Origin of the sequence: Ramlibacter ginsenosidimutans (assembly GCF_016654015.1) — a bacterium.
GTDB lineage: Bacteria > Pseudomonadota > Gammaproteobacteria > Burkholderiales > Burkholderiaceae_C > Ramlibacter > Ramlibacter ginsenosidimutans.
This window is the reverse complement of sequence record NZ_JAEPWM010000005.1, coordinates 1-18,840: the sequence shown is the minus strand read 5'-3', so window position 1 is coordinate 18,840 and position 18,840 is coordinate 1. Positions and strand designations below refer to the sequence as shown.

The 18,840-nt window shown below is 70.4% G+C and carries 17 protein-coding genes and 1 pseudogene; 4 read left to right on the top strand and 14 right to left on the bottom strand.

The window, feature by feature from the left end; genetic code table 11:
• Positions 1–34: 34 nt before the first annotated feature.
• On the top strand, positions 35–1,042 hold the full coding sequence (locus tag JJB11_RS13125) for a Bug family tripartite tricarboxylate transporter substrate binding protein (RefSeq protein WP_201171732.1): 1,008 nt from the start codon (positions 35–37) through the stop codon (positions 1,040–1,042).
• 23 nt (positions 1,043–1,065) lie between these two features.
• On the opposite strand, the gene JJB11_RS13120 is transcribed toward JJB11_RS13125, so the two are convergent.
• The 5 genes from JJB11_RS13120 to JJB11_RS13100 form a co-directional block, all read right to left on the bottom strand.
• Positions 1,066–3,369: a xanthine dehydrogenase family protein molybdopterin-binding subunit gene (locus JJB11_RS13120; RefSeq protein ID WP_201171731.1), complete on the bottom strand. Its 2,304-nt coding sequence runs from the start codon at positions 3,367–3,369 to the stop codon at positions 1,066–1,068.
• Between the two features lie 242 nt (positions 3,370–3,611).
• Entirely contained in the window at positions 3,612–4,196 is a 585-nt protein-coding gene (locus JJB11_RS13115; RefSeq protein WP_201171730.1) for a hypothetical protein, read from the bottom strand.
• Positions 4,197–4,217: 21 nt separating this feature from the next.
• Entirely contained in the window at positions 4,218–5,021 is an 804-nt protein-coding gene (locus JJB11_RS13110; RefSeq protein ID WP_201171729.1) for a DUF899 domain-containing protein, read from the bottom strand.
• Between the two features lie 97 nt (positions 5,022–5,118).
• On the bottom strand, positions 5,119–5,793 hold the full coding sequence (locus tag JJB11_RS13105) for a Vgb family protein (protein WP_201171727.1): 675 nt from the start codon (positions 5,791–5,793) through the stop codon (positions 5,119–5,121).
• Positions 5,794–5,825: 32 nt separating this feature from the next.
• Positions 5,826–7,046, bottom strand: coding sequence for a helix-turn-helix domain-containing protein (locus JJB11_RS13100; protein ID WP_201171725.1), 1,221 nt, complete (start codon positions 7,044–7,046; stop codon positions 5,826–5,828).
• Between the two features lie 77 nt (positions 7,047–7,123).
• Between JJB11_RS13100 and bla the strand changes: the two genes are divergently transcribed.
• A complete protein-coding gene (bla, locus tag JJB11_RS13095) occupies positions 7,124–7,990 on the top strand; it encodes a class A beta-lactamase (RefSeq protein WP_201171723.1) in 867 nt (288 codons plus the stop codon).
• 4 nt (positions 7,991–7,994) lie between these two features.
• Here bla and JJB11_RS13090 read toward each other — a convergent pair whose 3' ends face one another.
• From JJB11_RS13090 to JJB11_RS13065, 6 genes are all read right to left on the bottom strand, one after another.
• Positions 7,995–8,450 (bottom strand): DUF3237 domain-containing protein, encoded by a 456-nt coding sequence (locus JJB11_RS13090; RefSeq protein ID WP_201171721.1) that lies wholly within the window; start codon positions 8,448–8,450, stop codon positions 7,995–7,997.
• Positions 8,451–8,722: 272 nt separating this feature from the next.
• Positions 8,723–9,700, bottom strand: coding sequence for a Bug family tripartite tricarboxylate transporter substrate binding protein (locus tag JJB11_RS13085; RefSeq protein WP_201171719.1), 978 nt, complete (start codon positions 9,698–9,700; stop codon positions 8,723–8,725).
• Between the two features lie 38 nt (positions 9,701–9,738).
• On the bottom strand, positions 9,739–11,292 hold the full coding sequence (locus JJB11_RS13080) for a bifunctional 3-(3-hydroxy-phenyl)propionate/3-hydroxycinnamic acid hydroxylase (protein WP_201964817.1): 1,554 nt from the start codon (positions 11,290–11,292) through the stop codon (positions 9,739–9,741).
• A complete protein-coding gene (locus JJB11_RS26010; RefSeq protein WP_201171717.1) occupies positions 11,289–12,155 on the bottom strand; it encodes a fumarylacetoacetate hydrolase family protein in 867 nt (288 codons plus the stop codon). The genes JJB11_RS13080 and JJB11_RS26010 overlap by 4 nt, the downstream gene beginning before the upstream one ends.
• Positions 12,156–12,175: 20 nt before the next feature.
• The gene (locus JJB11_RS13070) at positions 12,176–13,081 is read right to left on the bottom strand and encodes a VOC family protein (protein WP_201171715.1); all 906 of its coding nucleotides are present in this window, start codon (positions 13,079–13,081) and stop codon (positions 12,176–12,178) included.
• Positions 13,078–14,118: an amidohydrolase family protein gene (locus JJB11_RS13065; RefSeq protein ID WP_201964816.1), complete on the bottom strand. Its 1,041-nt coding sequence runs from the start codon at positions 14,116–14,118 to the stop codon at positions 13,078–13,080. Before JJB11_RS13065 ends, JJB11_RS13070 begins: the two co-directional genes overlap by 4 nt.
• A 78-nt stretch (positions 14,119–14,196) precedes the next feature.
• Between JJB11_RS13065 and JJB11_RS13060 the strand changes: the two genes are divergently transcribed.
• Both JJB11_RS13060 and JJB11_RS13055 read left to right on the top strand, forming a co-directional pair.
• The gene (locus tag JJB11_RS13060; protein ID WP_201171708.1) at positions 14,197–15,123 is read left to right on the top strand and encodes a LysR family transcriptional regulator; all 927 of its coding nucleotides are present in this window, start codon (positions 14,197–14,199) and stop codon (positions 15,121–15,123) included.
• A gap of 201 nt (positions 15,124–15,324) precedes the next feature.
• Complete coding sequence (locus JJB11_RS13055; RefSeq protein ID WP_201171706.1) at positions 15,325–15,831, top strand: cupin domain-containing protein; 507 nt, start codon at positions 15,325–15,327, stop codon at positions 15,829–15,831.
• A 73-nt stretch (positions 15,832–15,904) separates the two neighbouring features.
• Here the strand turns inward: JJB11_RS13055 and ltnD are convergent, their stop codons facing one another.
• The 3 genes and pseudogenes from ltnD to JJB11_RS13040 all read right to left on the bottom strand — a co-directional run.
• Positions 15,905–16,801: an L-threonate dehydrogenase gene (ltnD, locus tag JJB11_RS13050; protein ID WP_340643152.1), complete on the bottom strand. Its 897-nt coding sequence runs from the start codon at positions 16,799–16,801 to the stop codon at positions 15,905–15,907.
• A 495-nt stretch (positions 16,802–17,296) separates the two neighbouring features.
• The gene (locus tag JJB11_RS13045; protein ID WP_201171693.1) at positions 17,297–18,373 is read right to left on the bottom strand and encodes a ketopantoate reductase family protein; all 1,077 of its coding nucleotides are present in this window, start codon (positions 18,371–18,373) and stop codon (positions 17,297–17,299) included.
• 359 nt (positions 18,374–18,732) lie between these two features.
• Positions 18,733–18,840: pseudogene (locus JJB11_RS13040) on the bottom strand (IS30 family transposase); the annotation flags it as partial.

The window sequence follows — 18,840 nt, the reverse complement described above, 5'->3', positions numbered from 1 at the left end:
GGGCAGCGGTGAACGAACAACCATGGAGACAAGCATGAAGCAGGACCCCCGCAAGTTTTCCCGCCGCACGCTCGGACGCATCACTGGCGCGCTGGCGCTCGCGGCTGCCGGGCTCGCATCGCACGGAGCCGCGCTGGCCGAAGGGTACCCGGACAAGCCGATCCGCATGATCGTGCCCTATGCCACGGGCGGCTCCACGGACCAGACCGCCCGCCTGGTCGCGCGGTCGCTGTCGGCGCGGCTCGGCCAGCAGGTCATCGTCGACAACCGCGCCGGTGCGGGCGGCGCCGTCGGCCACGAGATCGCGGCCAAGTCACCCGCAGACGGCTATACGCTGCTGTTCAGCGCAGCGGGCCCGCTGACCGTGACGCCGCACACCTATGCCAAGCTGGCCTACGACCCGATCAAGGGCTTCGAGCCGATCACGCTGGTCGCGACGCAACCTCTGCTCCTGGTCGTCAAGCCCGGGCTGGCCGTCAACAGCGTGGCCGACCTGATCCGCGAGGCGCAGGCCCGGCCCGGCAAGCTCAGTTACGGCTCGTTCGGTACCGGCAGCGCGGCCCACCTGGCCGGCGAATACTTCAAGCGCCTCGCGAAGGTGGACATGGTGCACGTCCCCTACAAGGGCAGCGGCCCCGCGCTCGTGGACCTGGTGGGCGGCCAGATCGACCTGATGTTCGACGTCTTCAGCACGTCTGCGCCGCTGGTGAAGGCCGGCAAGCTGCGGCCGCTGGCCATCACCTCCACCGAACGCTCGCCGCAGTTGCCGGACGTGCCGACGATGCAGCAGGCGGGCGTGAGCGGGTTCGACGCGGGCACCTGGTTCGGGCTGCTGGCGCCTGCCGGAACGCCGCCGGCGATCGTCGAGAAGCTATCGCAGGCGACCAACGCCGTGCTGAAGGAAAGCGAACTGCGCGAGACGCTGGCGACGCAGGGCGCGGTGGTGCGCGGCGGCACGCCGGAGGAATTCAAGCGCTTCTTCCTGTCCGAATACGACAAGTGGGGCGGCATCGTGAAGGCGGCGGGCATCCGGGCGGAGTGAGGGCCGCCGACTGACCGGCGCGCCTACGCGCCGCCGAAGCGCCCCGCCGCGCCGCTCGCCTCCTGCAAGGCCTGCCACACGCGCATCGGTGTCGCCGGCATGTCGAGATGGCGCACGCCTGCGGGCATCAGTGCATTGCAGACGGCGTTCATCGTCGCGCTGAGGGCGCCCACCGTCCCGGCCTCGCCGACGCCTTTCACGCCCAGCGGATTCAGCGCCGTCGGCGTCTCGAGGTTGACGCTGGTGATCGCCGGCACGTCGTCGGCGCGCGGCATCGCATAGTCCATGAACGAGCCGGTCAGCAGTTGCCCGTGGTCATCGAAGCAGACCTGCTCCAGCAAGGCCTGCCCGAGGCCCTGCGCCACGCCGCCCTGGATCTGGCCTTCGACGAACGCCGGGTTCAGCACGCGGCCGACGTCCTCCACGCTCACATAGCGCAGCGGCCTGACCGCTCCGGTCGCCGGATCGACCTCCACCTCGCACAGGTGGCATCCGTTGGGGAAAGTGGGACGCTCCGGCTTGAACATGCCCAGGCCTTCGATGGTTTCGCCGTCGCGTGCGAGTTCGGCGAGACTCACCCTCCGGTCGGTGCCACGCACGGCGAACACGCCCCCGGCGTACTCGAGATCGAGTACGTGCGCCTCCAGGCTGCGCGCCGCGGCGTTGCGCGCGTTCTCGAGCAGGTGCTCTCTCGCACTCTTCAGCGCGGATCCGCCCTGGATGAGCGCGGACGAGCCGCCGTTGCCGCGGCCCGTGGCGAGCAGGTCGGTGTCGCCCTGCTCGTAGCGCACGTGCGCCATCGGCAGATCCAGTGCCTGCGCCACCAGCCGCGACAAGGCGGTCTCGTGCCCCTGGCCCACGGACATCGAGCCGACCCGCAGCGTGACCGTGCCGTCGGCGTTCACGAACAGCCGCGCGTTGTCCGACAGCATGCCGCCTGCCATTTCGATGGGCATGGCGATGCCGATGCCGCGCAGCAGGCCGCGCCGCTTCGACTCCGCGCGGCGTTCCGCGAAGCCTGGGTAGTCGGCCAGCTGCAGTGCCTTGTCGAGGTTGCGTGCGAAGTCGCCGCAGTCGTATTCGAAGCGGAAGCTGGTGCGATACGGCATCGCACTCGCGGGCACGAGGTTGCGTCGGCGCAGTTCGGCGGGATCGATCCCCGTTTCCGCCGCCGCCACGTCGATGATGCGTTCGATGGCATAGGTCGCGTCGGGGCGGCCGGCGCCGCGGTAAGGTGCGGTGGGCTGCGTGTGCGTGAAGACGCCGAGCACCTCGGCGGCGGTTTGCGGAATGTCGTACACGCCCGAGATGCCGCCGATGTTGTTGACCGGGGCGGTCGAGCGCCAGGACATGGTCGCGCCCACGTTCACGTCGTAGCGGATGCGCAGTGCGGTGAAGCGCGCATTCGCGTCGAGGCCCAGTTCGGCGTGGATGACGAGGTCGCGCGCGTGTTCGTCCGACAGGAAGGTCTCGCTGCGTGACGCGGTCCAGCGCACGGCCTGGCCGAGCCGACGCGCCGCCCAGCACACCGCCAGTTCCTCGCGCAGGCTGCCTGACTTCATGCCGAAGGACCCGCCCACGTCGCGCACCAGCACCCGCAGGTCCGCGGGCGCACAAGCGAACAGCTTCGCCAGGTCGTCGCGGAACTGGTGGGGACTCTGGTGCGACAGCCGCACCACGAGGCGGCCGTCCTCGCCTGTGGACGCGACGGCGGCGCGCGGCTCCATCGGCATGGCGGCGACGCGGCTCACGGAGGAGGTGAGGCGCACCACGCGCGCAGACCCCGCAAGTGCCGCCTCGACCCCCGCGGCGTCGCCATGGCGCCAGTGGTACGCGATGTTGCCGGGCCGGTCTGCCCACACCAGCGGCGCCTGCGGCACGCGCGCGGCGGCAGGTTCCGTGACGCACGGCTGGTCCTCGTAGTCGACCGCGACCTGCTCGGCGGCGTCCTGTGCAGCGGCAAACGTGCGCGCCAGCACCATCGCCACCGGCTCGCCGACGAAGCGCACATGCTCTTGCGCCAGCAAGGGCCGCGGCGTCTCGAGCGCGAAGCTGCCGTCGCCCTGCGGGAATTTGAACGGCGCCGCGCCCTCGCCCAGCCTGTCGGCCGCGACGTCCGCGCCCGTCAGCACGGCAACGACCTGTTCGTGCGCCAGCGCCGCTGCGGCGTCGATCGCACGGATGCGCGCGCTGGGATAGGGAGAGCGGACGAACACCGCGTGCAACGCGTCCGGGCATGCGAAGTCGTCGGTGTACTCGCCGTGGCCGGTGGTGAAGCGGTCGTCCTCGCGCCTTGCCGCGGTCCCATCGTGTCGGAGCTCGTCCATCGCCTGCCGGTCCTCGTTGCAACCCCGCGATCCTATGCCCGAACGGCGCCAGTGCGGGCCCTTTGCGCGCCTCCGTCCGGCCGCTGCGCCGCTCTGGCACGACCTTGGGAACTTAGGACCTCAGCGGGGTTCGCCAGTTGCGCCGGCTCACCCGGGCCCCGTAGGCTTGCGGTGAGCGAAGCGAACCCCAGCGATCCAGCGTGGCGCAGCGAGCTGGGGTTCGCCTGCGGCTCACCACCAGCCTACACGGGGGCCTCACGCCGCGCGCGCGAGCGCAGCCAGGCCCGGGCGGCCCGCGTGCCCACCCGGGCGCTGGCCGCGACGAGCGCCATCGTGACGAACATCGCCGCCAGATGCACGCCCACCGCAGCGAGCGCCAGCGCCATCGATCCCGATGCCGTGATCTGGCGCGCGGCACCGTCCGCGCCGCAGACCGAAGCCAGCGCGGGCACCAGCATCCATCCTGCACCGTGCGCGGTGCCGGCGATGAAGGACCAGAGTGCGACGCCCGTGCGCGCCCAGGGCGCACACGCCCTGCCGGCATCGCGCGCTCGCCAGTGGCGCACGCCGAGGGCGAGCAGCCAGGCGGCGGCCACGCCCTGGAGCAGGAGCGGATGGAACGCGACGCCCAGCTGCAGGGCCGCAGGGACCGCGGCCGCCACCATCGCAACGGAGGCAAGGTGCCCCAGGGCGATCGGCGCCAGCGCGCGCAGCAGGCCCGCGCGAGCTGGCGCCCGCGCGGCGGCGAGTGCCCAGCCCGTGGCCGGATTCAACCCATGCACCGCGCCCGCCGCCGCCACCGCCAGCCAGGGCCACATGGAGACCATGTCCGCTCCCCGCGCCCGTGCTCAGGCTTCGCAGTGCGGGCAGGCCGCCACGGGGACTGCCACTTTCTCCGGCGCCGGCTCGAAGGCGCGCCCGGGCTCGTAGCGGTCATGGTGCCGCACCCACTCCATCTTGTAGAACACGTCGCGTTCGTCGCGGCCCTTGGGCGTGAGGTCCATCAGCACATAGGCGCCCATCATGGCTTCGACGCCGCGGCCGAAGGTGGAATAGGTGTGGAACACGTCCCCCGCGTCGTCCCGGAAGAACACGCTGATGCCGGGTGCTTCCTCGGCGGGGAAGTAGCCCTTGCGGTAGTTGTAGAGGACCTCGCCGGTGGCGAGCTCTTCCTGCGTGAAGCTCACGCCGAAGTCGAAGTTGAAGTCGCTCGGCGCCGAGGACACCCAGTCGAACTTCCAGCCCATGCGCTCGCGAAAACGCAGGAGGTCCGGCAGCGGCGCGCGCGAGACGGCGACGAAGCCGATGTCGCGATGCGCGAGGTGGATCGTCATGCCGTCGGTGTGGTCGGCCATGTACGAGCAGCTGGGGCAGCCCTGCTCCCAGCCGGGTCCGAACATGAAGTGCTGAAGCACCAGCTGGCGGCGATCACCGAACAGCTGCGCGAGCGTGCGCGGACCGTCGGGTGTGTCGAACAGGTAGGGCTTCGTGATGCGCCGCCACGGCAGCGCGCGGCGCTCGCTCGCGACCTGGTCGTGCAGGCGCGTCAACTCCTTTTCGCGTTCGAGCAGTTTCCTGCGTTGCTCGGTCCAGTTCGCATCGGAGACGACGCGATGCGCGGCCGTGTCGGCTTGCGGGGTGATGGTGCTCATGGTGTGCTCCTTGTGGCTCGTCGAGCCGGTTGAGAAACGGTCGGTGCATGCGGCGGCCCGGCCCGGTGCGGGCCGCCGCATGCAAACGAGGGAATGACTAGGTGCGCTGCGTGCGGGGACGGCGCACGGCGCGCACCTTCCCGCTGGGCCCGCTGCCGCAGTACAGGAGATCGGCGCCGTCGGACTCGAGGCCGCTCACGTTGGTTCCGGGCGGCATCTCCAGGCGCGTGAGGACTTCGCCGCTGTCCGCGTCGATGCGGCGCAGCTCGCTCAGGTCCTCTTCCCAGGTGCCGTGCCACAGCTCGCCATCGACCCAGGTGACGCCCGTGACGAAGCGGTTGGACTCGATGGTGCGCAGGATCGCGCCCGTGGCCGGATCGATCTGGTGGATCTTGCGGCCGCGGTAGTTGCCGACCCACAGGCTGCCCTCGGCCCAGGTGAGGCCCGAGTCGCCGCCGCCCGCCGGTGCAGGAATGGAGGCCAGCACGTCGCCGGTGGCAGGGTCGATCCGGTCGATGCGCGACTCGGCGATCTGCCACAGATGCTTGCCGTCGAAGGCGGTTCCTGCATCGCAGGTGCGCTCCAGGGTGCGCACGACCTCGCCGCTGTCCGGATCGATGGCCAGCAGCCGCTCGCCCGTGGCGGCCCAGAGGTGGGTCCCGTCGAAGCTCACGCCGGCGACCTTGGCCGACGGGAACGGGCCGAACTCACGGACGATCTCTGCGGGACGCGCCGTTGCCTCGGGCGGCTTGCTGCGGGTCAGGGTGTTCATCTCTAGGTCCTTTCGTTGTCGATGGGAGGACTCTACGCACCGGGCAGCGAAGCGGGGAGTAACAAGATTGTCGTGAAATCCACCAGGCGCGGCGCCAGCCAGCGCCGCGCGCGCGCCTGGCCGATCGCGCGGACCTGGCCGGCGGACTCCAGCTCCGCCATGGCGCGCTGCACGGTGCGCTGGCTGGCGTCCAGCGCGAGCGCCAGGGCCGACGTGGACCACGCCGAGCCATCGGCCAGCAGCGCCAGCACGGCGGCCTGCTCGCCGTCCATGGGCGGAGCGATGACGACGACCTCCGCTGCGCTGCGCGGCTGCAGCACGAAGCCGCGTGTGGTCGCCTCGATGCCGGCCATGGGGCGCACGAGCGCGCGCAGCCGCCCGATCTCCACGCGCAGGCGCGCGCGATGCGTCTCGTCGGGCCGGCGCGTGCGGAACGCGGAGGCGATCAGGGCATCGCGCTCGACATCGTTCGGCCAGGCTTCGGCGAGCTCGCGGGCGAGCGCGAACAGGATGGGCCGGCGCGCCAGCGCTTGCCACGCGCCGCCGCAGGCCAGGCCGCGCCTGCATGCGTCGAGCACCAGAGCTCCGGATGCGAGCAAGGCCTCGACCTCGTCGAGACGCAGCGGCTGGGCAGCGCCGGCTTGCAGGCGGCGGGCGGCGGGCCGCTCGAGCGCGGACCTCGCCTCGGCGACTTCGGCGATCAGCGGTGCGATGCCGGCGCGGTACGCGGCCTGCTCTGCCCGCGCAAGCGCGGCGCGCGCGGCTGCGCAGCGCAGCGAACGCAGCGCCAGGTCGGCCGCCGCGAGCTCCGCCACGGCGGCCAGCGAGGGCGGCAGGCCACGCGGATCGACCGACTCCAGGGTCGCCGCGGCATCGGCGAGGCGGCCCAGCAGCAGGAAGCGGCGCGTCGCCACCAGCCGCGCATGCATCGCATTGGCGCGATCGCCGTGCTGCTCCAGCGTCGCGGCCGTGGTGACCAGCAGTCGCGGCGGCGCGCGCAGGTCACGCATCGCGAGCGCCACCTCCGCATCGGCCAATACGCAGCGCGCCCGCGCGAGCTCCTCGCGCGCACCGAAGCCACGCTGCGCGCGGCGCAGGAGCTCGCGCGCCCGCGCATGCTCGCCCAGCTGCGCCATCGCGATGCCGCGCAGCGCGAGCGCCGGCGGATCCTCGCGCAGCGCCACGCGCTTGAGCGCGCCGAGCGTGTCGCCGGCGGCGAGCGCACGCGCGGAGGCGGTGATCAAGGCGTCCATGGCACGAGAGTATGCGTGCCGGTGCGCGCTGCTGCACCGCCGGCGTGCGCGGACCGAGCCATGCTAAAAACCGGAGCATGGAATCCACGCCTGTGTCGCGGCGCATCGTGCTGGCAGCGAGCACCGCCCTCTTCCTCCAACCCGCCCTCGCGACCCCCGCCCCCTCCTTCGTCTCGGACTACGAGCGCAAGACCGGAGGACGCGCGGGCTTCCTCGCCACCAACCTCTCCACCGGACGCCAGCTGTCCTGGCGCGCGAGCGAGCGCTTCGCGATGTGCAGCACGTTCAAGGCTTCGCTGGCGGGACTGGTGCTCGCCCGGGTCGATGCGGGACGGGAACGGCTGGACCGGCTGGTCCCGTTCGCCGAGGCCGACATGCTTTCGTACGCACCCGTCGCCAAGGCGCATCTCTCCGAAGGCACGATGACCGTGGCCGCCATGTGCAAGGCGGCGGTCGAACTCAGCGACAACACCTGCGCGAACCTGCTGCTGCGCGAGTGCGGTGGACCGCAGGCGCTGACCGCGTTCTGGCGCAAGCTCGGCGACCGCGCTTCGCGCCTGGACCACAACGAGCCGGAGCTCAATCGCACGCAGCCCGGCAACCCGCACGACACGACCACGCCGGCCGCCATGGCGCACAGCCTTTCGCGGCTCGCGACCGGCGACGTGCTCTCCGCGGCCTCGCGCGATCTGCTCGTCGGCTGGCTGGTCGCCTGCCAGACCGGCACGAAGAAGCTGCGCGCCGGCCTGCCGCCCCACTGGCGCGCGGGCGACAAGACCGGCAACAACGGCAGCGATGCGTCGGGCGACATCGCCGTGGCCTGGACGCCGGGCGGCGCGCCTGTCGTGGTGGCCGCCTACGTGCAAGGCGGCAAGCCTACTGCGCAGCAACAGGACGAGCTGTTCGCGGCGCTTGGCCGCCTCGTGGCGCAGCGGCTCGCGTGAGCCGCTACAGCACTTCTTCGACGGTATAGATCGGCCCGCTCGCCTCGCGCCGGCCCGTGCCGACGGCAACGATCTTGTTGAGCCACGCGTAGTTCTTCGCCGCGGTCTCGAACACAGGCGCGATGCGGAAGTAGTAGCTCGCCGGATCCACGGTCTCGCCGGCTGCCAGCCGCGCCATCACGTCGGCGGGACCATGGCGCAGGCCGCGGTAGGACATGTAGATGTGCTCGCCGTCGTGCGTGCGCAGCAGCACGCGCACGTCGAGCACCGTCACGCCGTCGTTGCGCTGGAGCAGCCAGTCGCCGCCGGGCGCGCCCACCACGGTGCCGCGCAGGCGCTCTCCCTGGAACTCACCGCCCGTGACCGTGGCGATGCGGCGCCGGCCGAGCGGCGTGTCGCCGATGTCGAGGACCTGGGGCACCTGCAGGCGGATCTCGAACAAGGGGCGGGTCTGGATCATTGCGCGTGTCTCCGTGAAACTGGGAAGGGGTGCCGCGCTCGGGCGGCGCCCCGAGGATGCAGGACGGAGGCGGTTCGCGCAAGCGGGAACGCCTGCTGGATGGAGGACCGACGGAAAGCGGACAGCCGGACGCAGAGGTCGCAGAAGAGCGAAAGGACGCAGAAGGACGCGGAAGGACTTCCATTTTCAATGGATGTTCTTCTGCGTCCTCTGCGAAACCTCTGCGTCCTCTGCGTCCGGCTGTTGGTGTTTGCCTGGCGCCCCGCGCAGGATCACTCCGGCAGGATGCCGATGTCCTTGGTCAGCTTGCCCCAGCGGGTGTGCTCGGCCTGCAGGAACGCGGCCATCTGTTCCGGGGCACCGGCGCCTTCGGTCATCGGGCCGACCGCGAGCAGCTTGGCGGCCATCTCCTTGTCGGACAGCACAGCGTCGAGGTCGCGGTTGAAGCGCTGGATCGCCGCGGCCGGCGTCCCCGCCGGCGCGACGATCGCCATGAAGCCCGCGTAGTCGAAGCCCGGGACCACTTCCGCCAGCGAAGGCACGGTCTCCAGGCCCGCGACCGGCCTGGCCGTGGTGACCGCGATCGGGCGCAGGCGGCCGGCCTTGATCATCTGGATCAGCGCCGGCACGTCGCCCATCACGGCTTCGGTCTGGCCGCCCACGGTCTGCGTGACGGCGGCGCCGATGGACACGTAAGGCACGCTGTTCACCTGCAGGCCGGCCTGCGAGCCGAACAGGCGCGTCATCATGCCGCCGAAGGTCTTGGGTCCCTCGTTGGCGATCGTCACCTTGCCCGGGTTCGCCTTGGCTTCGGCGATGAACTCCTGCAGCGTCTTCGCGGGCGAGGCCGTGTTCACGGCCAGCACGAAGGGCACGCGGCCGATCATGCCCACCGGCGTGAAGTCCTTCTGCGGGTCGTAAGGCAGCGACTTGAACAGGTAGGGATTGGTGACCAGCGCCGCGGAGGTGGCGAAGTAGAAGTTGTAGCCGTCCGGCGCGGAACGCGCCGCCGCCTGCGCGCCGATCGCGTTCTGGCCGCCCGGCTTGTTGTCCACCACGACCGCCTGCTTCCAGCGCTGCGAGAGCTGCTCGCCGACCATGCGCGCAATGGCGTCGGGGCCGGAGCCGGCCGGCTGCGCCACGATGAGGCGCACCGGCTTGTCGGGCCAGGCCTGCGCGCGGGCGGCGGTGCCGGCGTAAGCGGCAAGGGATGCCGCCGCGGCGGCCTGCATGAACTCTCGTCTTTTCATCGCTCTGTCTCCTTGATGCCGTTGGTGATCCTGCCCGCTCAGGCGAGCGCCGCCTCGCGCTGCGCGAAGCCCTGCGTCCAGCGCTGCTGCCATTCGGCCAGCAGCTGCGAAGTCTCCGCCGCAGTGCGCGCGGTGCCGAAGACGTAGTGGTCCGGCCGGACCAGCGCCGCGCGGCAGCCGTGCGCCTGCATCCAGCGCGCGACCACGCCGTCGGCCTCCGGCGTGCGCGCGAGCGCGACGACAGTGATGCCGACTGGCAGGTCGTTCGGGATCTCCGCATCGGACGCGAACACCAGGCGCCAGCCGCCACCGACCGCATGGTCCATCAGCGCGCCGGAGGAAGCCAGGCGCGGCTGCGGGAACAGCGTGCCGCGGCCCGTCGTTTCCTGCGCGGCGAGGAAGCCGGTCTCCAGCCGCGGCAGGATGTCCTGGCGCGGCGTGTCCTTCACGACGCCGCCGCAGTCGGCGAGCAGCTTCGCGTCGCGCGCCCGCGCCTTGGCGAGATCGCGCTCGCAGATCACCGCGCCCACGCCCTTGATGCGGCTGGTGAGCTCGCGCACGTGCGCCTTGCGTTCGTGGCCGTAACTGTCCAGGAGCGCCTCGGCGGCCGTGCCTTCGACCTCGCCGCGCAGCACGGAGGCCAGCTTCCACGAGAGGTTCGCCACGTCGCGGATGCCCTGGCACATGCCTTGCCCGAGGAAGGGCGGCTGCATGTGCGCGGCGTCCCCGGCCAGGAACACACGCCCTTCGCGCCAACGCTCGGCGACCAGCGCATGGAAGCGGTAGCTTGCCTGCCGCCAGAGCGTGCCGTCTCGCGGCGTGAGCCAGCGCGCCAGGAACGCCCAGGCCTGCTCCGGCGTCGCCGCCTGCCTGGGGTCTTCTCCAGGCTTCAGGGAGATCTCCCAGCGTCTATGGTTCTTCGGGCCGATCACCAGCGTGCACGGGCGCTCCGGCTCGCAGTACTGCACGCTCACCTTGGGCAGCTTGGCCAGGCCGCGCTCGTTCACGAGCACGTCCACCACCAGCCAGGGCTCGTCGAAGTCCAGGTCTTCCAGCGGCAGGTCGAGCACCGTGCGCACGAAGCTGGAGCCGCCGTCGCAGGCGATGACGCAGCGCGCACGCACGCTGCGCAGCTGCTCGCCCGGCCCGCGCACGTGCAGCGTCGCGCCCTGCGCGTCCTGCTGCAGGTCCACGACTTCGGCGGACAGCTCCACGCGCACGTTGCGCATCTGCGCGACGCGCTCGCGCAGCACCCGCTCCACCGCCGGCTGGCTGAACACCATCGATGGCGTGTACCCCTGCGGGAAGGGCGGCTCCACCATGGTCATGCGGCGGATCAACTGGCCGTCCACGCCGAAGTACTCGGAAGGCGTGAAGGGCTCGGTGAAAGACTGGATCGCATCGACCAGGCCCAGCTGCTGGAACACGCGCATGATCTCGTGGTCCAGCGCCACCGCGCGCGGGATCTCGTACACGCCCGGCAGCTTGTCGCAGGCGTAGACGTTCAGGCCGGCCTGCCCGAGCAGGCCCGCGGCCACGACCCCGCTGGGGCCGTAGCCGACGATGGCGACGTCGTACACGCGGTTGTTCACGCTGCTTCCGCGACGATGGGGTTGGACAGCGCCCCCACCTTCTCGATGTCGATCACGATCGTGTCGCCGGCCTTCATCCACACGGGCGGCGTGCGCGCCTGGCCCACGCCGGCGGGCGTGCCCATCACGATCACGTCGCCCGGCTCCAGCGTCAGCACGTCGGCGAGCAGCGCGATGGTCTCGGCGACGCTGAAGATCATGTCGTCTGTGTTCGCGTCCTGCATCACCTTCCCATTGAGCAGCGAGCGGATGCGCAGGCCCGTCGCACCGGGCGCGAGTTCGTCGGCCGTGACCAGGTGCGGGCCGAAGCCGCCGGTGGCGTCGAAGTTCTTGCCGATGGTCCACTGCGGCGTTCGCTTCTGGTAGTCGCGCACGCTCATGTCGTTGAAGCAGCTGTAGCCGAACACGTACTGCAGCGCGTCGGCCTGCTTCGTGTGGCGCGGCACGGTCTTGCCGATCACGACGGCGAGTTCCGCCTCGTAGTCGAACTTGGACGACACCAGCGGCAGCAGGCCAGGCTCGCCATGCGCGACGAGCGAGGACGCCGCACGGAAGAAGAACCAGGGATAGTCCGGCTTCTCGCGCCCGCCCTCCTTGGCGTGGTCGTAGTAGTTGAGGCCGAGGCACACGATCTTGCCGGGCTCGGGCACCAGCGGCGCCAGCGTGACGGAGCCGAGCGGCACGCGCCTGGCCTTGTCCTTCAGCGCGGCGGCGCCGGCGGCCTGCAGGTCCACGCCGGCCTTCAGCGCCAGGCGCAGGTCGGACGGCGTCTTCGCGTTGGCATCGTTCAGGTCGATCAGGTCGCTGCCGTCGACCAGGGCGAGGCGGGGCGCGCCGTCGCGCAGGTAGGTGGTGAATTTCATGGGCGTCTCTCTGTCGGGGATCAGGGGTTGGGGGCGAAGAACACGCGCTTCTGCGCGGCCTTCAGCGTGTCGGAGGGCGGCGGCGAGATGCCCCACTGGTCGACGCGGCCGGGCGGCCACTTCCAGTAATCGGGGCCATGCGCTTCGTAGCGCTCGTCGATCTGCTCCACGTCCGCCGTGTACTCGATCACGACGCCGAACGGGTCGATGAAATAGTTGAAGAGGTTGTTGCCGGGACCATGCCGGCCGGGGCCCCACTGGATGGGGAAGCCCGCATCGCGCATGCGGCCGCCGCCACGCATCACGGACTCGAAGTCCGGCATCAGGAAGGCGATGTGGTTCAGCGCGTCGTTGTCGGAGATGCCGATCGCGATCGTGTGGTGGTCGCGGTCGCAGTTCATGAAGGCCATGATCCCGGTGCGGTCCGCAAGGCGGAAGCCCAGCGCGTCCTGCAGGAACTTCTGCGTCTCGTCGACGGCATGGCTGTTCAGCACGACGTGCGTGAGGCGGATCGGCCGGTCCTGCACGGGCGCGCTCTCCTGCCGGCGTGCATCGCCGTGCACCACCTGGAAAGTGCGGCCGTGCGGGTCCTGGAACTTGATGCCGATGCCGCCGGCAGGATTGCGCGTGAGCTCGTGGGCTTCGGCGAGGATCCTGCCGCCGGCCTTCACCACGTTCGCCCGCACCGCATCCAGCGCCTCGCGGCTGCGTGCGCGCAGCGTGACCTGCCGGATCTGCGGCACCTCGCCGCCGCGGCGCAGCGCCAGCAGGTGGTCGTCGGTGCCGCTGCCGCGCAAGTACAGCGCATCGTCGGACCGGTGCGCCACTTCGAGATGCCAGGTCTGCGTGTAGAAGGCTTCGGCCCGGGCGAGGTCGGGCACGAACAGCTCCACGCTGCGCAGGCCCGCGATCCAGGGAGAACTCATGGGGTCGTCACTTTCTGCCGGGCGAGGAAGCGCTCGGCGTTGCCATGCACCAGCAGCGCCGTCGTGTCCGCATCGAAGCCCGCGGCCTCGATGCGCTGCACCGGCGTGCGGTCATGGAAGTTGAAGGGATAGTCGGTGCCGACCAGCAGCTGGGTGGGCCCGAAGGCCTGCACCAGGTAGCGCAGCGCGTGCTCGTCGAACACCAGCGTGTCGTAGAAGAGTCGGCGCGCCTGCTCCGCGGGCGCCTCGCTCACCTGCTCCTTCAGCGCTGGGAACACGCCCCAGCCCTGTTGCAGGCGCGGCAGCAGCAGGCCCAGCGTGCCGCCGCCGTGGCTGAACGCGATGCGCAGCTTGGGCCGCCGCGGCAGCAGGTTGCTCGTGATCACCGATGCGGCGGCCAGGCCGACGTCGCCCGGATAGGCCAGCACCTGCTGCAAGGCGGGTGGTCCCACGAGGCGGTCCATGCCCGCCGGGCGGATCGCATGCACGAACACGCAGGCGCCCAGGGCCTCGCAGGCTTCGAAGAAGGGGTCGAACTTCGGCGCGCCTATCGGTTCGCCGTTGATGTTGCTGCCGATCTCCACGCCCGGGAAACCCAGCACCTTCACCACGTATTCGAGTTCGCGGATCGCAAGATCGATGTCCTGCAGCGGCACGGCGCCCAGGCCCGCGAGCGCGCCGCCGCTCTCGGCCACCATGCCCGCGATCTGGTCGTTGAGGAAGCGCAGCAGCTGCTGTGCGTCCGCCGGCTGCATCCAGTACGAGAGCAGCTCCGGCATCGGCGATACGACCTGCAGCGCGAGTCCCATCTCCGGCAGGTCGGCGATGCGCTTGGCCGTGTCCCAGCAGCGGTCGGAGACGGTGCGGTACACCTTGCCCGAAATCATCACGTTGCGGTGGCAGGCCTGCGCGGCCGCCATGGCCGGCCAGTCGGCCGGCGCCTTGCTGCCCATGTAGGCCGGGAAGTTCTCCGGCACCACGTGGGCGTGCGCGTCGATGCCGCAGGCGCAGCCGGGATGATGTTTGTGCTGGCTCAATGTCTGTCTCCGGAGCGCATGCTAGGCAGCGCCGGCTTATCTGAACAGCCGATGCCGTGGATACATAGAATCCATGCCATGGATATTCGCGAGGTCGACCTGAACCTGCTCGTCGTGTTCGACGCGATGGCGCGGCACCGGAGCGTGAACCGCACGGCCGAAGCGATCGGCCTGAGCCAGCCGGCGACCAGCGCGGCGCTCGCGCGGCTGCGCTCGCAGTTCGACGACGCCCTGTTCGTGCGCGCCGGCGCTCAGATGGAGCCTACGCCGCGGGCGCTGGAGCTCGCACCAGCCGTGCGCCGCGTGGTGGACACCATCCGCGCGGAAATCCTGCAGCCCGCCGGCTTCGAGCCCGCGAGCGCGCAGCGCAGCTTCGCGATCCTGATGCCGGACATCGGCGAGGTCGCCTTCCTGCCCGGCGTGCTGCGCCGGCTGCGCCACGAGGCGCCGCACGTGAAGTTGCAGGCTGTCTCCAAGCCGCGCGAAGCTGCGGCGGCGGCGCTGGAAGCGGGCGATGCGGAACTCGCGGTGGGCTTCTTCCCCGACCTGCAGAAAGCCGGCTACTTCCAGCAGGCGCTGTTCAAGACCTCCTACGTCTGCATCGCCTGCGCCCGCAACGACGCCGCGGGCGCGCGCATGACATTGAAGCAGTACCTCGCCGCGCGCCACATCGTCGTGCATCCCGACGGCCGTGAGCACTTCCTCGACCGCTTCCTGGAAGACAAGGGCTGGCACCGGCACGTCACGCTGGAGCTGTCGCACTTCATGAGCCTGCTGGCGCTGCTGCCCGGGAGCGACCTGATCGCCACCGTGCCGCAGGACATCGCGACGGTGGTCGGCCGCCACGTGCCGCTGAAGACGATCGAGCTGCCGTTCAAGCCGCCCACGATCCAGGTGCAGCAGTACTGGCACCGGCGCATGCAGGACGACGCGGCCAACCGCTGGTTGCGCGGCCTGTTCTACGAGGTGAACCGCAGGGACGCGGGCGCGACGCTGCCGGAGTGAACCTCACCGGGGGCGGCGGGCTTCGCCGCACGCTTCGCAGGCTGGCGGTGAGCGCGAGCGAACCCCAGCGCCTCGCGCATCGCTGGGGTTCCTGCGTCACCCCAGCCTACGGGCACCAGTCGCTGCTGTCGTGCGGGGTCCACCCTCGCGCGCTTGGGCCCTGTATTCTTTCGCCAGGTGCACGACCAGCGAAGGAGCCGCATGCCCGCCCCCATTCTCAACATCGCCGATGCGAACTACGTCGACCTCGTCGATCTCTCGCGCAGGATGGGCAGCGAACTGCCTGCGGGGCGCTTCGGTGGCCGCATGGCGCCGCTGGGCGGCCCGCTCGGCGCGAAGAAGCTGGGCTTCAACGTGACGGAGCTCGCGCCCGGCAAGAGCGCCTTTCCCTTCCACAGCCACCGCGCGAACGAGGAGATGTTCTTCGTGATCGAAGGCGAGGGCCAGTTGCGCTTGGGCAGCGAGACCTTTCCCGTGCGCGCGGGCGACGTGGTGGCCTGCCCGCCTGGCGGCCCCGAGGCCGCACACCAGTTCGTGAACACCGGCACCTCGGTGCTGCGGCTGCTGGCCGTCAGCACCATGCTGCAGCCGGAGGTGTGCCATTACCCGGACTCGGGCAAGTTCGCAGTGCTCGATGGCACGGGGCCGCAAGGCTTCCGGCACGTGGCCCGCGCGGACAGCAACGTCGACTACTGTGAAGGCGAGTAGGCGACGCGGCCCGGCACGCCTGCGCTGTACGCCACAAGCCGCGCCGGACCCGGCAACGGCGCACGAGCAGCGGCTACTTCGGACCGGCCGGCAGTTCGATCCCCGGAAAGATCTTGATCACCGCGCTGTCGTCCTCGCGCCCGAGCCCCGCGCTGGAGGCCTGCATGAACATCTGGTGCGCGGTCGACGAGAGCGGCAGCGGGAATTTGCTGGAGCGCGCCAGGTCCAGCACGATGCCGAGGTCCTTCACGAAGATGTCGACGGCCGACAGCGGCGTGTAGTCGCCGGCCAGCACGTGCGCCATCCGGTTCTCGAACATCCAGCTGTTGCCGGCGCTGTGGGTGATGACCTCGTACAGCGCTGCCGGATCCACGCCTTCGCGCAAGCCGAGCGCCATCGCTTCGGCGGCCGCTGCGATGTGCACGCCGGCGAGGAGCTGGTTGATCACCTTGACCTTGCTGCCCGCGCCCGCCTGGTCGCCCAGGCGGTACACCTTCGCGGCCATCGCGTCCAGCACCGGTCCGGCCACAGAGAAAGCGGCCGGTGCACCCGCCGCCATCACGGTGATCTCGCCGCTCGCGGCTTTCGCGGCGCCGCCGGAAATCGGTGCATCGAGGTACAGCAAGCCGAGGTCGGCGAGGCGCCGCTCCATGCCGGCGGACCAGACCGGGTCTACCGTCGAACACATCACGAACACGGTCCCCGGCGCCATCCGCGCTGCCGCGCCGTGCTCGCCGAACAGGACGTCCTCGGTCTGCTGCGCGTTGACGACCACCGACACCACGACGGCGCAGCCCTCGGCCGCATCCGCCGGCGTCGCGCAGGCCACGCCGCCCTCCGCGGCGAAGGCTTGCGCCACGCCGGGCCGCGCATCGCACACGCGCAGCGCGTGCCCCTTGCGGCGCAGGCTTGCCGCCATGCCCCGACCCATCGCACCCAGCCCGATCAGGGCGACTGTGTTGCTGTCCACGGGATCTCCTTCGCTGGATGCGCCGCTCCGACGGGAAGCGCAAGCTGCGCATTGTCGCCGCTGGCGCGCGGCAGCGGCGCCCCTCCGGCCCGGACCAGCATGGGAAACAGTGTTGCGGCGGTCGAAGCGGAAACCGTAGGCTGGTGGTGAGCCGCAGGCGAACCCCAGCTTGCTGCGCTACGCTGGATCGCTGGGGTTCGCGATGCTCACCGCCAGCCTACGAGAGCCCTGTCGCCCCGTCTTCTTTCCGCAGGGGCCCGACTGTCCATCGTCGCGGCAGGCGGCGTGCGGTGCAGGCCGGCATGAAGGGCATCGCCTGGAAGCCGGCGCGCGCAGCCGCCGACCGATGCCCAGCGGGCCTGCACCGCACGCCGCCTGCCGCGACGCCCCCAGGTCTCCGAAGAGGGCGCCTCTTTGCGCGACGCAGACACCGGCAATGCAGGAAAAGAAAAGGCCGGCGCGCGCCGGCCTCTTCCATCCGCGAGACGGCTCCGCTCAGGCCGCCTGCTTCTCCAGCGCCTGCGCATTCCGGCGCAGCGCCGCATCCACTCGCTCCACCACGGCGTCCACCGAAGCATGTGCGAAGCCCTGCTGCCGCGCGATGGACTGCACGAGCAGGTCCACGCGCTCGATCTGCGTGGCGCCGGACGCGAGCGCACGCGCCACCGACGAAGGCTTCTGCAGCGAGCGCGCCGCCGTGGCGTACTTCTCGAACGGCACCAGGTCCTGCGGCTGCGCGCCCAGCGACAGGCACAGGTCGGACACCCAGCCATAGGTGGCGCGGGACAGCTCGATGTCGTCGTGCACGGCGTGCGCGATCGGGTTCACGTCGCCGTCGTCGCCGATGCAGCGGTAGTTGCCCGTCATCAGCATCGGCCACTTCGCGAACGGGACGAACAGCGAGTCGTGCACCTTGAGCTTCACCGGCAGCTCGAGCGCTTCGCCGCCGTCCTCGTAGCGCGCCGCCTCGATGTCGGCTTCCAGCCGGCGCAGCAACGCAGTGTGCGGCTCGCTGGCGAAGGGCGCGCATTTGAAGTTGGTGGGCAGCCCGACCTGCAGCACGTTCTTCGCCTCGCCGGCGGGACGGAAGGCCTGCGGATCGGGACTGGCGAGCGACACCAGGCCCGGCTCGAACGCTTCCCACACGCGAGCGTCCGTGAAGCACGGCTCCAGCGCGGCCACGTCCAGACCGTCGATGCGCCGCAGGTACGGCAAGGGCGGCATGTTCATGATGGCGAGCGACGGCGTGCGCGCACGCGCGAGGCGCTCGATCAGCTGCCGCACGCCCGCTTCGCCGTAATGCGACTCCTGCATGGCGAGCACCGCGAGATCGAAGTTCGCCGGCTGCACGGCAGCGGGAGCGGCCGCACGCACCGAACCCGGCAGCTTGCGGCTGTCGACCTCGACCAGTGCGTCACGGCCGCGCACCGGAAAGCGCACGCGCGTTCCCTCGGTGTTGATCAGGTCGGCCGTGCCGGGCGTGCACACCAGGCAAACCTGGTGCCCGGCCATGGCGAGGCGGGTCGCGAGCAAGGAGCCATACGAGGCCCCGAGGATCAGGATGGACGACATGCTTTCTCCAGAGTTGATAACCGGGGCACGTGGCGCGAGGCCAAGGCGATGGTTCCATCATAGGGAAAAAGCGCCCTTCTGTTGCGCTGCAACATGAAAGGTCGTCTCACGATATGAGAGAGGCGGGAACAGAAAACGAACGCAGAGGGCGCAAAAGGAAACAGCCAAGGACGCAGAAAAGACATTCTCCAAATGGAAGTCCTTTCGCTCTTTCGCGAAACATTTGCGACCTTTGCGTCCGGGCTCGGCGAGGGCCATGGGTGAAACGGACACGCTTTGCGTGCGGCTGTCCGCCTTCATCCTTCCATGGAAGTCCTTTTGCGTCTTCTGCGAAACCTTTGCGAGGCGGATTCAACCGGTCACCGCAACAGTGCCTTGGCTAGTGTATCGGCCGGGGTGCTATAGCCAAGGGTCTTGCGTGGACGGGTGTTGAGCCTGTCGGCCACAGCATCGAGCTGGTCCTGACT

Coding starts and splice junctions, on each gene's coding strand:
- JJB11_RS13105 (WP_201171727.1), bottom strand. CDS start 5,793: ATGAACACCCTGACCCGCAGCAAGCCGCCCGAGGCAACGGCGCGTCCC.
- JJB11_RS26010 (WP_201171717.1), bottom strand. CDS start 12,155: ATGAAATTCACCACCTACCTGCGCGACGGCGCGCCCCGCCTCGCCCTG.
- JJB11_RS13070 (WP_201171715.1), bottom strand. CDS start 13,081: ATGAGTTCTCCCTGGATCGCGGGCCTGCGCAGCGTGGAGCTGTTCGTG.
- JJB11_RS13110 (WP_201171729.1), bottom strand. CDS start 5,021: ATGAGCACCATCACCCCGCAAGCCGACACGGCCGCGCATCGCGTCGTC.
- JJB11_RS13120 (WP_201171731.1), bottom strand. CDS start 3,369: ATGGACGAGCTCCGACACGATGGGACCGCGGCAAGGCGCGAGGACGAC.
- JJB11_RS13060 (WP_201171708.1), top strand. CDS start 14,197: ATGGATATTCGCGAGGTCGACCTGAACCTGCTCGTCGTGTTCGACGCG.
- JJB11_RS13045 (WP_201171693.1), bottom strand. CDS start 18,373: ATGTCGTCCATCCTGATCCTCGGGGCCTCGTATGGCTCCTTGCTCGCG.
- JJB11_RS13085 (WP_201171719.1), bottom strand. CDS start 9,700: ATGAAAAGACGAGAGTTCATGCAGGCCGCCGCGGCGGCATCCCTTGCC.
- bla (WP_201171723.1), top strand. CDS start 7,124: ATGGAATCCACGCCTGTGTCGCGGCGCATCGTGCTGGCAGCGAGCACC.
- JJB11_RS13055 (WP_201171706.1), top strand. CDS start 15,325: ATGCCCGCCCCCATTCTCAACATCGCCGATGCGAACTACGTCGACCTC.
- JJB11_RS13100 (WP_201171725.1), bottom strand. CDS start 7,046: ATGGACGCCTTGATCACCGCCTCCGCGCGTGCGCTCGCCGCCGGCGAC.
- JJB11_RS13115 (WP_201171730.1), bottom strand. CDS start 4,196: ATGGTCTCCATGTGGCCCTGGCTGGCGGTGGCGGCGGCGGGCGCGGTG.
- JJB11_RS13125 (WP_201171732.1), top strand. CDS start 35: ATGAAGCAGGACCCCCGCAAGTTTTCCCGCCGCACGCTCGGACGCATC.
- JJB11_RS13090 (WP_201171721.1), bottom strand. CDS start 8,450: ATGATCCAGACCCGCCCCTTGTTCGAGATCCGCCTGCAGGTGCCCCAG.